This is a genomic window from Butyrivibrio sp. Su6 (genome assembly GCF_900108105.1).
Lineage (GTDB): Bacteria > Bacillota > Clostridia > Lachnospirales > Lachnospiraceae > Butyrivibrio.
In genome coordinates, this window is sequence record NZ_FNUR01000016.1 from 1 (window position 1) to 13061 (window position 13061).

A 13061-nucleotide genomic window follows, 5' to 3' on the forward strand; every position below is an offset into this window, starting at 1 on the left:
CGTTCTTTGTAGAATCACTTTTTCTTTTGCAATAATGTTTTTGATATGAAAGTATATATGAATTTCCTTAACTAAATGACATTGGAACCGTCCCTCTGTCTTATTGGTGTGATCCGGTATGGCACAAATAAGAAAATACAAATAATCCATAAATAGTCAACTTCTTAAGGAATTCTTAAGATTTGCGATAGAAATTCTTAAGATTAAGGTAGTGCTATTTACATGCAATTTTAGTTGTGATAAAGTTGCAATCGTTGAACGACAAGTTATTAGTTACGAACATTATTTCTGCTCGAAAGAGCAATGGATGATGCGGACAGCGTGTCTAATTCGCTGCTTATGATAGCTTACGCGGCTATGATTCTTGCATCTTCCAAATCTCACAAACATTGAACATACAGGGATGTCTATGACTCCTTCATAAAAGATAGTGTGATGATCACTATAGTTCTTTTGCGCGCTTTTTTGCGTTGTCTAACTGACTCTTAATTTAAGTGTCAGTCTGTATTCCTGTGTGTTTAATGTATTGTCTTTTATTATTGCAAAAACAAAGAAAAAAGTTGTCGAAAGATTTTTCTTTCGACAACTTTTTTTAAAGATTATCAATTGCGTTATTCATTGCTTCGTTGACCTGTGCATCCATCTTTGATGTGATCTCAAGGTGGAGCATGTCAATAACTCTGTTATCTATAGAATATCCCAGTCTGTCAGCAGCCTGTTTAAAATCATCTTTATGTGAAGAAGCGTAGCTTTGACGCATTGTTGCATCAAGTGCTCTGGTAGCCTGCAATGAATCGTAGGCTTTATCAAACTCTTCTCCAAATTTGCCTTTTGCATCTTCCCCAGCAGTAAGTGCACTCACAGAAGCACTACTTGGTGATAGCTGGTTTAAATATTTACTTGTTATTCCGTTTGCTGCGGCCAAAAAGTTAAAATCCATTTCCACTTTTCTCCTATAACCTCAATAATGCTTTCATTCTTTTGCCTCATGAAGTTTATCGGATGAAGAACTGAAAATCTGAAGTGGGTAATCTAAAAAAATTGCTTTTTGTTATAATACTGATAGGGAATGCCCTTAACCATAAATTGAATAATGAGGATAAAAAACTTATAATCAAAAAGTATTATTTAAAAATAAAATGTGATCACAAGGGGAAGATAAGATGAGTCCTAGAATTGCAAATCCAGAAAAATATGAAGAATCTAAAATGTCAAAGGGAGAACTTAGATATACAGAGCGCAGCAGATGGCTCTTGTTTGGCCTTCCCTGGACTTTTACGAAGTATGAGATAAGAGACAATGACTTTACTATAATCAACGGCTTTTTTACTGTCCGTGAGAATGACTGCTATATGTATAAGATCAGTGATGTGGAGATCACAAGAACACTTCTGCAGCGCATGGCAGGTCTTTCTACAATAACTTTATTTACGTCTGATGTCACAGACAGGACTATCACTATGAAGAATATAAAGCATGGACGCGAGATAAAAGACTTCCTACTTCAGGCTTCGGAAGCCGCAAGAATTAAGAGAAGAACTGTGAGCATGCAGAACATAGGCTTTGGAGCAGGCGATATCCATGACGTTGATGATGCTGATGATCTAAGCGGGCATATAGACGACTAAACTTTTGGATTTTTTCGGCTTTGATATGTTATAATTATCTGCTTATCTGATTACAGAGAGGAGATTTTAATGGCAAAAGAATTTGATGTGATAATTATTGGTGCGGGTCCAGGAGGTATCTTCTGCGCATATGAACTTATGGAGAAGAGACCTGATCTCAAGGTTCTGATGATAGAAAAGGGCCGCTCTATTGAAAAGAGAAACTGCCCTAAGAGAGTTACCAAGACCTGCGCAGGCTGCAAGCCATGTTCAATTACTACAGGATTTGCGGGAGCAGGAGCTTTTTCTGATGGAAAGCTCTCACTTTCTCCGGATGTTGGAGGAACACTTCCTGAAATTCTTGGGTATGATGAGGCTACAAGGCTTATACATGAATCTGATGAGATATACCTTAAATTTGGTGCAGATACCAGCGTGTATGGCGTTGATAAAGAGGCTGAGCTTCGTGAGATCAGAAGAAAAGCCATAAACGCCAATCTTAAGCTTGTAGAGTGTCCCATAAGACATCTTGGCACTGAGGAGGGATATAAGATTTACTCCCGTCTTCAGGAACATATTTTAGGCAAGGGTGTCACAATAGAGTTTAATACGATGGTCAAGGATATCATTGTGGAGAACGGCGTTGCTACAGGAGTAGTGACAGATAAAGGGGAGACTTTCCTGGCAAAAGAAATTGTGTCTGCTGTCGGAAGAGAGGGCGCAGACTGGTTCAAGGATAAGTGCGAAGAGATTGGAATCGAGACAAAACCTGGAACAGTAGATGTAGGAGTCCGCGTTGAAGTAAGGGATGAGGTAATGCAGTTCCTCAATGAAAATCTTTATGAGGCAAAGCTTATTTACCACACACCAACCTTTGATGATAAGGTGAGAACTTTCTGCACAAATCCTTCAGGTGAAGTTGCTACAGAGTACTACGAGGGTGGTCTTGCAGTAGTTAACGGACATGCCTATAAGGGAAAAGAGTTTAAGACAAACAACACCAACTTTGCACTTTTGGTTTCAAAGAACTTTACTAAGCCCTTTAAAACACCAATCGAATATGGTAAAAAAATAGCAGAACTTTCAAATATGCTCTGTGGTGGCAAGATACTTGTTCAGACCTATGGCGATTTCAAAAGAGGTCGTAGAACGACAGAAGAGAGACTTTGCAGGAATAATCTGATTCCGACACTTAAGGATGCTGTACCAGGAGATCTTTCACTTGTATTCCCACACAGGATAATGGTAGATCTCGATGAGATGATTCAGGCTCTTGATAAGGTTACTCCCGGAATTGCTTCAGACGAGACCCTGCTTTATGGTGTAGAGGTTAAGTTCTATTCCAATAAAGTTATTGTAAATAAAGACTTTGAGACCAGTATCAAAGGTCTTCGCGCAATCGGAGACGGAGCAGGTGTTACAAGAGGTCTTCAGCAGGCGAGTGCAAATGGACTTTCTGTTGCCCGCAGTATCATCAGCAGTATGAAATAACAGGCAGACATGATTTTTAGAACACTAAAAAAACTAAAAGGTAAACTGAATATTTTATCAGCTGCTTCTATTCTGGCTTTGTCCCTTGTTCTTACCGGATGCGGCACGGACCTTTCAGATGTAAGGCTTGTTTTTACAACAGGTTTTTCCAAGAATGAGGTGTTTACAATCGAGGACAAGAGCTGCAATCTGTCGGAGGCTCTTGTGTATCTGGTAAATACCCAGGAAGGCTATGAAGAGAGCTTTGGAAGTGATATTTGGGGCAAAGAGACTGATGCAGGAACTGTAGAAGACAGATTAAAAGAATCGGTTCTAGCCAAGATCGCTCAGATAAAGGCTATGAATCTTTTGGCACAGGAAAATGGAATCTCCCTTGACCAGTCTGAGATAAATCTTTCGCTTCAGGCGGCAAATGAGTATTACGGAGGCCTTACGGAAGCTGATATCAAAGCCATGGGCAATGTGACACTTGAAGAAGTGCTTGCTATTTATGAGGAGAGAGCCCTGGCCGATAAGCTCTATGACTACATCATAAGGGACATTAACCCGGAGATTAGTGATGATGAAGCAAGAACCATAACCGTGGAGCAGATACTTCTAAAAACTTATACTCTTGATGCCGGTGGAGAAAAGGCGCCTGTCAGCGATTCAGAAAAAAATGCGATCTACAGAAACATGAAAAGTATTGTAAGTGAGCTTGAAGAAGGCAGAAGCTTTGAAGAGCTCATGGCTCAGTACAATGAGGCTGATGAAGGAACTATTTCTTTTGGAAAGGGCGATATGGAGTCCATCTATGATACGACTGCATTTAATCTGGGAACTGATGAAGTCAGCGATATCATAGAAACCTCAGAAGGGTATGTGATCATCAAATGCATAACTACTTTTAACAGAGAAGAGACTGAGGCTAACAAGGAAAAAATCGTAGCGGAGAGAAAAAGAGAGGTTTTTGGACAGCAGTATGACGCTTTTGTGGCTACATTGAACAAGCGACTCAATGAGAAATTGTGGAATTCGGTTACTTTAGTGGCTGATGAAGAAGTTTCTACATCCAATTTGATGGAAATATATCAAAAATATTTTAGATAATAGTGCAAATCCCACAGACAAATTATTGTCATGTGGGATTTTTTTGTCTAAATAGTAAAAAATGTGCTTAATAAAGTCAAAATATTCCATTAAATTTCTGTGAACAATCGGATATATTTAAACCATGAAGGGAAGGAAAAAGGGTATGAAAAAATTAGAATATTACCTGGTAACTATGTTGGTTTTATGCGCATCTTTGGTGCTTTTTGGTTGTGGAAAGACAGCTGAAAAAACTGAGAGCTGGGCGTACATCCATGAACCCGGTGAAGAAATCCTATCCTTTTACGATGACGGAGAAGCTCTTTACAAGGGCGAAAAGTATTCATACTCAAAGGACGACTCGTACATAATGCTGGATGATGATAATGGGGATCATTTTGGACTGCGTTATGTGATGGAAGGCGATACGATGCTTTTGTACGAGAAGTCCACTTATGAGTACGATGGTCAAAAAGATACTGACGGAATTGTTGGTGTCTGGAAACAGGACAACGGATGGGAGTATCAGTTTACTGATGACGGAAAGTTCTCTGAGGAGAATATCTTTTTTGGCAGATATACAGTGGATGAAGAGAATTCCTGCATAAAGCTGATGTATGACGATCCCATAGAGGATGCATATCTTTACTATGAGCTTGATGGGGATGAGCTCACTATCGATTATCCATGGCCTATGGTAAAGACAGAGGCCAAAAGTTAAAGAATCTTAAGCTGCATGCGCTTTAGATAAAACAACAATTTAATAAAGGGAGGTATGAAATGCAAAAAAAACGTATTGTTTCAATGTTTATGGCGGGTTTAATGACATTGTCTCTCTTCGGATGTGGAAGTGCTTCTCAGCCAGCTGCTGATACAGGATCAGCTTCAGAGCCTGCAAAGCAGGAAGCTACTACTGAAGCCAAGACAGAAGAGAAGACTGAGGCAGTAGCTGAAACTACTTCAGAAGAGCCTATTTCTCTTAACATGTGGTGTATTGCTACAGAGAGTGATTCAAACCGCCACTCTTATGAAGCTGCTATCGCTGATATGCAGGCAAATCACCCAGAGATCAACTTTACTTGGGAAGCTTTCGAGAATCAGTCCTACAAGACCAAGATCAAAGCTGCAGTTTCTGCTAATGAGATGCCTGATATCTTCTTTACATGGTCATGTGCATTCCTTGGTGATTTCGTAGAAGCAGGAAAGGTTTATTGCCTTGATGATGCTTATCAGAACTATAAGTCAGAACTTCCAGAGGTTATGCTTGGCAACTCAACTTATGACGGAAAGCACTATGGCGTGCCGCTTACAATGAACATCGTTGGTCTTTTTGCTAACATGGAGCTTCTTAAGGAAGTTGGCTACGAAGAAATCCCTGGCACATATGATGAGTTTATTGCTTGCTGTGACGCACTTAAAGCAAAAGGAATCATTCCTTTTGGATGCGCTGGTAAGGAGACATGGTGCGTAACTGAGTACCTCGAGTCAGTTATCGAGAAGAGTGCCGGAGCAGACACACTTAATGATATATTCCTTGGAAAGTCAACATGGAACAATCAGGATGTAGCAGACGCCGTTGATACATTCCAGAGCCTTGTTACTAACGGATATTTCGATCCTTCAGGAATCGGCCTTACAAACGATGAAGTTAAGAATAACTTCATGGCAGGCAAGTATGCGTTCTATATGAACGGAACATGGAACTGCGCTGACTTTGCAGCTAATGCAGAGTTCTTCCCTAAGGTAAAAGTAGGTGAGTTCCCTGTTATCAACGCAGACAAGTCAAAACTTGGACAGCTCATTGGCGGACCTTCAGATACACTTGCAGTTGCAGCATCTTCACCTAATGCAGAAAGAGCTGCTGACTATGCATTCGAGCTTGGTAAGCTCATCTGCCACTATGGATACCTTGATGGATGCGGACTTCCAGCTTGGACACCTTACGGCGATACAAGTTCAGTTAACGAACTTACACAGACTGTAGCAGGAATCGTTGCAGGCGCTGATTCAATGGTTCTTTTCGGCGATACAGCTATGAGTGCAGATTCTGCTAACACATATCTTTCATATGTAGATCAGGTTTATGGCTGCCTCCTTGATGGAAGTCAGTTCATAGAGGGTCTTGCAAAAGATATTCAGTAATACTTTTTCATAACTTGTTATAAATAAAGGTCCTTCCTGTTTCCTTACTAAGAGAGAGGGAGGGCCTTTTTTAAAAGGAATATAGGGGAAGGTTTTCGTATGGAAAAAGAAAAAAACGTAGAGAGGGAGAGAAGAAAAAAAGAACTGAAAAAAGCTTTTGCTATCTTTGTATTTTTGCTTCCCGGTCTACTTCTTTTTATAAGTATTCTGATAGCTCCTATCGCTGTATCTGTATACAGGAGCTTATATGACTGGAATGGCTTTTCTGAAGGCACATTCATTGGTTTTAATAACTACATAGAGCTGTTTACAAATGGTTCTATCAAATTTATCACATCTTTAAAAAATTCATTGATCCTGGCATTTTTCTCTGTCTTTGTTCAGCTGCCCTTTGCGCTTTTACTGGCGCTTTTGCTGGGAAGAGGAGCGAGAAGAGAAAGAACTTTCCTGTCAATTTTCTTTATGCCGGTGCTGATCTCTACAGTTGTAATAGGTCAGTTATGGCTTAAGATCTACAATCCGGATTACGGCCTTTTAAACAGATTTCTGGATGCAATAAACATGGGAAATCTAAAGCACGTATGGGTTGGCGATGTAAAAACTGCTCTTGGAAGTATCATCGTTCCGACGGTTTGGCAGTACATCGGCTATCATATGCTACTTATGTACGCCGGAGTAAAAGGAGTATCCATAGATCTTAGAGAAGCGGCAATGCTTGATGGCGCAACCAAATGGCAGGTTGACAAATACGTTGTCATACCGATAATCAAGCCAATCATAAGGGTAAGCGTTATCTTTGCTGTTACAGGTTCACTCAAGACCTATGATCTTGTAAGGATCCTGACTGAAGGCGGTCCCTTCCAGTCAACTGAGGTTCCAAGCACACTTCTTGAGAACATGCTGTTCCTTAGAAACAGATATGGAATGGGCAGCACAATATCTGTAATGCTCATAATCCTGTGCTTTGCCTTTGCACTTCTCATAACAGCAGCATTTAAAGAAAAGGATGATTAAAGATGGAAAGTTACACACTTAAGGAAGAAAAACCTTATCTTAAGGTTATAACAAATATATTTCTGATCATTTGGGCCCTGATCAATATCTTTCCGATTTATTTCATGTTCACTTTTTCGCTTAAGTCAAATGATGAGATATTCGGAAGCAATATTATAGGCCTTCCAAGACAATGGCTCTGGTCTAACTTTGCAACAGCCATGAACACAGGAAATATGGGACTGTACTTTTTTAACAGCCTTCTTGTGACAACTCTTGCAATAGGGATTTCAATGATGGCAGCCATGATGGCCTGCTATGCGATAACCAGAATCAGATGGAAATTTAGCGGACTTGCAAATGCATTTTTTATGCTGGGACTGACAATTCCAATTCAGGCATCAATCGTGCCTGTTTACGTAGTCTTGTCAAAACTACACTGGCTTAATAAGTACTCGACACTGATCGTTCCTTATTCAGCGTTTGCACTGTCAATGGCAATCCTTATCTGCTCCGGCTTTATGGCAGAAATACCGACAGCCCTTGATGAGGCAGCAAGGATAGACGGATGCGGACTCTTTGGAACGTTTTTTAAGATCATACTTCCACTTATGAAACCTGCGGTATCAACTGTCGGAGTTTATTCATACCTCCAGTGCTGGAACGAGTTCATGTTTGCAAATGTATTTATCTCAGATTCAGCACACAGGACGCTTCCTGTAGGTATAAAGGCACTTTCCGGACAGCATACCACAGAGTGGGGGCCAATCGGTGCAGCCCTTGTAATAGCGACGTTTCCAACCCTTATATTCTATATATTCCTTAGCGGCAAGATACAGGCCAGCTTTATAGCTGGCGCCGTTAAGGGGTAAAATAAATAAGGATCAGCCCTTATTTATTTTATTTAGTTCATTTGTTTCAATGACTACAAGGAGAGTGGTATCAGAAGTAAGCTTTCTCTGAGGATCAATAAAGCCCCATTTTGTCTGGCTGTTTTTTACAGCGACAACGTTGAGCTTGTATTTCTTTCTGAGATCAAGCTCCAAAAGGTTCTTTCCAATCCAGCTGTCTCTTGGTCTTATTTCAACCATTGAGAGATTTTCATCCAGCTGGAAATAGTCAATGAAAGTATCTGAAATAAGGATTCTTGCAGATTGCAAACCTCCGAAGTCCTCAGGAATGATGATCTTATCTGCTCCGACTTTTTTGAGTATGGAAGACATCCTTTCTGAGGAACTTTTTGCTACAACAAGCGGAACACCAAGTTCCTTGGCAACAGCAACTGACATGATGCTGGCCGACAGATTTCGTCCCATAGCGCAGACAACAATGTCCATGTTTTTTATATCAAGTGACTTTATTTCTTCTTCATTTTCCAGGTCAGCACATATGCCAACAGTGCAAAAGTCTGCCATTTCTTTTATAAGGTCTTCATTTTTGTCAGCAACAAGGACGTCAGCTCCCATTTCATAAAGACTTTTGGCAAGGCTGATTCCGTATCTTCCTAATCCTAAAACTGCAACTGATTTTTTCATTGTCATTCTCCTTTATCCTACGTAGAAATTGCCTTCGATGTATTGAACTGAATTATTTCTGGTTTTTCTTTTTGCAAAAAAGATTGCCATGGAAATGGGGCCGATCCTTCCAAGGTACATGGCTATAATTACGATGATTCGGCCTGCTAGATTTAAAGTCGTTGTAACATCTCTGGAAAGGCCAACTGTTGCAGATGCGCTGACTATCTCAAAAAGAGCATCTGTGACTCCAAGTGATGTATCTGTTGACATCAGTAAGAGGGTGAACAGCACAACTGTAAAGGAACTGACAGCTACGATAACAGTGGCTTTTCGCATAAGTTCATAGGAAACTTTTCTATTAAACACAAGATCTTTATCATCGTTTTTTATGTAATTAACAATATTCAGACCCGCCAAAAAGAAAGTTACAGTCTTGACTCCGCCGGCTGTACCTACAGGTGAGCCGCCTATAAACATAAGAATAAAAGCCATAATACAGGACAGGTCAGTCATGGATTTTTGTGAAAAACTGGCAAATCCGGCTGTTCTTAGAGTTATTGATTCAAAAAAACTGTTCATGATCTTTTGAGAAAGCGGCATGTTTCCTAAGGTTTCGGGATTGTTATACTCAAATGCCAAAATAGATACTGCTCCAAGGACAATGAGGATAAATGTCAGGGAAAGAACAAGTTTTGTGTGTTCGGACAGTCTTTTCCAGATGAGTTTTGGAGAATATCTTTTTTTAATTCCTTTAAGGATTCCGGAAGATAAGTCAAACCAGACTACATAGCCAAGGCCTCCTAAAACGATAAGTGCCATTGTTGTGAAAAGGACAAGTGAGTTGGAATTGAAAACACCCATACTTGTAGGTCCGACAATGTCCATACCTGCGTTACAAAAGGCAGAAACAGAATTAAAGATAGCTGCCCATAGACCTTTTTGGAATCCAAGGAGAGGTACGAAGCTGATGGAATAAAGAATTGCTCCAAGCAGTTCAACAATAATAGTCCCGCGCATTATGCGGACAAGTATTCTTAAAACTCCTGAGCGTTCATTCAGGTTAAGGGCATCTGTAAGAATGATCCTTTGGCCCATTGAGAATTTTTTTCTTGTGACCAGCATAAACAAAGATGCAACAGTGATGATACCAAGACCACCGATCTGGGCGAGGATAAGGATAATAACCTGTCCAAAAACGCTCCAGTGGCTGTAGGTATCTACTACAACAAGTCCGGTAACACATACAGATGTGGTTGCTGTAAAAAGAGCTGTCAGGAAATCTGTGGTGTTTCCTGGCGCCGTTGATATAGGAAGGAACAAAAGAATTGCTCCAATTAGTATAGCTCCCAAAAAGCTAAGGGGTATCAGATGTTCTGATGAAAAACTCCACTTTTTCAAAAATAAGTCCTCCCGAAAAAAATGCGTCGTCAAGTCATTATACTTCCTTGGTTTTTACTTAACAAGCGCAGATACTTTCAGGAAGAAATCGGTTATAATGAATATGGGTGTTATTTTTAGAGGTATTTGGGGATATTGGGGAATGAAATTAAGCATAATAAGTAAAAACATAAAGCAAAATACGCTTTCTTTTAGCCTTAAAAGGCTGATCTTTGGGATAGTTCTTGTTGCTGCCATCGTATTTGTGTTTTCAACATATGTAATCACAAAGCAGGAGCAAAAAGACTACGCCACCAGAGATTCTGAAAATGTTCTTAAGACACTTTCAAGTAACATTAGTTCCGATATTCAGAAATACACATCTCTTTCGAGACTTATAATGATAGATGACAGGGTTCTGACTTTTTTAAGGGCAAAGATGCTCTCTGTAGATATCAGTATGATAAACGACGCCAGATATGGAGTTATGGACATTTTGAACGTAACAGAGGGCGTGGATAGTGTCATGATCTTCAGAGAAGACCTGATCATGCTGGCAACTAACCGGTTTACCTATCAGTATGACTATGGACTTATGAACAGTGAAGAATGGAAAGGTGATATATATGAAGGTCTTGGCAGAGCAGTGGTTTCCCTTAACAGTAACGGTATAGCGACCAAGCAGGACGGGCGCCCTGTTGTCACAATTGGAAGAGCAATATATGACATTGACACTCAGAAAAGAACCGGAATTCTCATGATGAATATTTCATCTCTGGTTTTTGAGAGAATGCTGGCAAGCCTTAGCTATGACAATATCTGCATCATGGGAAGTGATGGGACTTTTATTGCAGGAAATAAAAGCTACGTAGACTTTTTTGACAATAAATTCGTAAGTACATCTATAAGGCATGAGGACGTTTTTATAGACGGAGAGAGAGAACTATTGTCGGGGTGTCTTGTAAGTGACCTTCCTATAGTTATTCTCAGGGTTTCACCCTACGGAACAGAGGGGATTCCCTTCAGAATGCTGTATATTCTGCTGTTTTTGATGATAGTGTTCATTATTCTTGCATTTTTCGTTGGAACATTTATCAGAAAGACTATAACAGATCCAATCTTTGAATTATCCAATTCAATGGAAACAAACAGGCAGTCGGGAGAGCTTAAGAAAATAAATGTCGAAGTGCCTTACAGTGAGCTTGATATGCTTCAGGGTGACTACAACGGCATGATTGATCATGTTAATGACCTTATTGATAAGCTCATGGAAAAAGAAAAGACTCTTCAGAGGGCAGAGATGCGAGTTTTGCAGGAGCAGATAAAGCCGCATTTTCTTTATAATTCAATTGAGACCATTGGCTTTATGGCTATGGACGCAGGAGCCGGAAATGTTCATGACGCGCTTGAAACTCTGGGCAGTTTTTACAGAAATTTCTTAAGTAAGGGCGACAGGGCAATCCCGCTTTCAAGGGAAGTGTGGATCGTTAAGGATTATCTTTCTCTTCAAAAGCTAAGATATGGCGACATATTGGATGATGAGTATGACATAGCTGAAAATACTCAGGAAGTTGTGGTTCCAAAGCTTATACTGCAGCCACTTGTGGAAAACAGTATATATCATGGTATACGTTTGAAGGGCGAAAGAGGTAAAATAAAGATAAGCAGCAGACTTCAGGATGGAAATCTGCACATTATCGTACATGATACCGGAATAGGTATGAGCCAGGAAAAAATAGATCAGATCCTTTCTCTTGAGAGGAAGGATAAAAATGACCTTGACACCGAGAGCTTTGGTCTTTGGGGGACTATAGAGCGAATACGGTACTATACAGGAAAAGAGGATGTTGTCAGGATAAAGAGTGAAATTGGGGAATTTACTGAAATTGAATTTGTAATTCCGGCCACGAGCTGACTTTTTTTCAGGGGATTGGACATTAGTTTTTTGGCAATATAGGGGTTTGATGTTTCAGGGAGAGGTTATTATGGGAAATGTGTACAGAGTTATGGTAATTGACGATGAAGAATCGGCAAGAAAACTTATGAAGGCAGCGATTGATTACGAGAGCCTTGGAATGGAGGTTGTTGGAGAGGCAGCAAGTGGGATCGAAGCCATAAATGTAATTGATGAGATAAGGCCGGATATAGCATTTGTTGATATCTCAATGCCCTTTATGGATGGCATAGAGTTTACGGAGATTGCGACTGCAAGATATCCGAATCTTATCATTATAATAATGACGGCATTTGATCAGTTTGAGTATGCCAGAAAATGTGTGAGTCTTCCTGTGTTTGACTATATGCTTAAACCTATGGTAAGAGCGGAAGTTACAAAGGTTCTCGAGAGGGCAAAAGAAAAGCTTGATGCATCAAGGTATAATCTGGGACAGAGAAGCAATCCGGATAAAGATGGTGAAAATGACGATTATGATGAAGAGGTAAATCCCACTGAGCTTATAGAAAAGTACGTTATGGAGAATTTCACGGATCCCAAGCTCAACCTGACTTTCATTGCTCAGAATTTTGGCTTTAGCGCAAGCTACCTGTCTCGTAAGTTTAAGGCTGACACCGGGAAAAATTTTGCCAAATATCTCACAGATCTTCGAATGAAAAAGGCTCTTCGCTATGCAGAGCTTGGATATAAGATGTATAGAACGGCAGGAGAAGTGGGAATTCCTGATCCTAACTATTTTAGCAGGTGTTTTAAAAAATATACCGGCATGAGCTATTCAGACTATGTACTTGAAAAAAGTTCATAAGGGATAGCCCGGTTATTTCAACACGTAATTGCAGATTTAATAGTAGACGCGATTATGATAAAATATAAATAATAATCAGATAGCTGCAACTGTGTTTTATGTGAAGA

Annotated in this window: 12 protein-coding genes; 9 read left to right on the forward strand and 3 right to left on the reverse strand. The window is 40.0% G+C overall.

Annotation, left to right across the window (positions count from 1 at the left end):
* Nucleotides 1-592 precede the first annotated feature (592 nt).
* Entirely contained in the window at nt 593-940 is a 348-nt protein-coding gene (locus C4S54_RS14300) for a hypothetical protein (protein ID WP_103870121.1), read from the reverse strand.
* Between the two features lie 223 nt (nt 941-1163).
* Here C4S54_RS14300 and C4S54_RS14305 point away from each other — a divergent pair, with 223 nt between their 5' ends.
* The 7 genes from C4S54_RS14305 to C4S54_RS14335 all read left to right on the forward strand — a co-directional run bounded on the left by C4S54_RS14305 (nt 1164) and on the right by C4S54_RS14335 (nt 8173).
* Complete coding sequence (locus tag C4S54_RS14305; RefSeq protein ID WP_103870122.1) at nt 1164-1628, forward strand: PH domain-containing protein; 465 nt, start codon at nt 1164-1166, stop codon at nt 1626-1628.
* 36 nt (nt 1629-1664) lie between these two features.
* Entirely contained in the window at nt 1665-3098 is a 1434-nt protein-coding gene (locus C4S54_RS14310; protein ID WP_278308926.1) for an NAD(P)/FAD-dependent oxidoreductase, read from the forward strand.
* Nucleotides 3099-3107: 9 nt separating this feature from the next.
* On the forward strand, nt 3108-4187 hold the full coding sequence (locus C4S54_RS14315; protein WP_103870124.1) for a peptidylprolyl isomerase: 1080 nt from the start codon (nt 3108-3110) through the stop codon (nt 4185-4187).
* Between the two features lie 145 nt (nt 4188-4332).
* Nucleotides 4333-4887: a hypothetical protein gene (locus tag C4S54_RS14320; protein ID WP_103870125.1), complete on the forward strand. Its 555-nt coding sequence runs from the start codon at nt 4333-4335 to the stop codon at nt 4885-4887.
* Between the two features lie 59 nt (nt 4888-4946).
* A complete protein-coding gene (locus C4S54_RS14325; RefSeq protein WP_103870126.1) occupies nt 4947-6308 on the forward strand; it encodes an ABC transporter substrate-binding protein in 1362 nt (453 codons plus the stop codon).
* Nucleotides 6309-6407: 99 nt separating this feature from the next.
* The gene (locus C4S54_RS14330; RefSeq protein ID WP_103870127.1) at nt 6408-7322 is read left to right on the forward strand and encodes a carbohydrate ABC transporter permease; all 915 of its coding nucleotides are present in this window, start codon (nt 6408-6410) and stop codon (nt 7320-7322) included.
* A 2-nt stretch (nt 7323-7324) separates the two neighbouring features.
* Complete coding sequence (locus C4S54_RS14335; protein ID WP_103870128.1) at nt 7325-8173, forward strand: carbohydrate ABC transporter permease; 849 nt, start codon at nt 7325-7327, stop codon at nt 8171-8173.
* A gap of 12 nt (nt 8174-8185) precedes the next feature.
* Here the strand turns inward: C4S54_RS14335 and C4S54_RS14340 are convergent, their stop codons facing one another.
* Together C4S54_RS14340 and C4S54_RS14345 are read right to left on the reverse strand one after the other, a co-directional pair.
* Nucleotides 8186-8836, reverse strand: coding sequence for a potassium channel family protein (locus tag C4S54_RS14340; RefSeq protein ID WP_242973833.1), 651 nt, complete (start codon nt 8834-8836; stop codon nt 8186-8188).
* A 12-nt stretch (nt 8837-8848) separates the two neighbouring features.
* Complete coding sequence (locus C4S54_RS14345; RefSeq protein WP_103870130.1) at nt 8849-10216, reverse strand: TrkH family potassium uptake protein; 1368 nt, start codon at nt 10214-10216, stop codon at nt 8849-8851.
* A gap of 142 nt (nt 10217-10358) precedes the next feature.
* Between C4S54_RS14345 and C4S54_RS14350 the strand changes: the two genes are divergently transcribed.
* A complete protein-coding gene (locus tag C4S54_RS14350) occupies nt 10359-12110 on the forward strand; it encodes a cache domain-containing sensor histidine kinase (RefSeq protein ID WP_160110778.1) in 1752 nt (583 codons plus the stop codon).
* Nucleotides 12111-12180: 70 nt separating this feature from the next.
* Nucleotides 12181-12954: a response regulator transcription factor gene (locus C4S54_RS14355; RefSeq protein WP_103870173.1), complete on the forward strand. Its 774-nt coding sequence runs from the start codon at nt 12181-12183 to the stop codon at nt 12952-12954.
* Nucleotides 12955-13061: the final 107 nt, after the last annotated feature.

What these genes read in the sequence shown, in the direction of transcription:
- C4S54_RS14320 (WP_103870125.1), top strand. Translation starts at nt 4,333, where the DNA reads ATGAAAAAATTAGAATATTACCTGGTAACTATGTTGGTTTTATGCGCA.
- C4S54_RS14335 (WP_103870128.1), top strand. Translation starts at nt 7,325, where the DNA reads ATGGAAAGTTACACACTTAAGGAAGAAAAACCTTATCTTAAGGTTATA.
- C4S54_RS14300 (WP_103870121.1), bottom strand. Translation starts at nt 940, where the DNA reads ATGGATTTTAACTTTTTGGCCGCAGCAAACGGAATAACAAGTAAATAT.
- C4S54_RS14355 (WP_103870173.1), top strand. Translation starts at nt 12,181, where the DNA reads ATGGGAAATGTGTACAGAGTTATGGTAATTGACGATGAAGAATCGGCA.
- C4S54_RS14325 (WP_103870126.1), top strand. Translation starts at nt 4,947, where the DNA reads ATGCAAAAAAAACGTATTGTTTCAATGTTTATGGCGGGTTTAATGACA.
- C4S54_RS14350 (WP_160110778.1), top strand. Translation starts at nt 10,359, where the DNA reads ATGAAATTAAGCATAATAAGTAAAAACATAAAGCAAAATACGCTTTCT.
- C4S54_RS14340 (WP_242973833.1), bottom strand. Translation starts at nt 8,836, where the DNA reads ATGAAAAAATCAGTTGCAGTTTTAGGATTAGGAAGATACGGAATCAGC.
- C4S54_RS14305 (WP_103870122.1), top strand. Translation starts at nt 1,164, where the DNA reads ATGAGTCCTAGAATTGCAAATCCAGAAAAATATGAAGAATCTAAAATG.
- C4S54_RS14315 (WP_103870124.1), top strand. Translation starts at nt 3,108, where the DNA reads ATGATTTTTAGAACACTAAAAAAACTAAAAGGTAAACTGAATATTTTA.
- C4S54_RS14330 (WP_103870127.1), top strand. Translation starts at nt 6,408, where the DNA reads ATGGAAAAAGAAAAAAACGTAGAGAGGGAGAGAAGAAAAAAAGAACTG.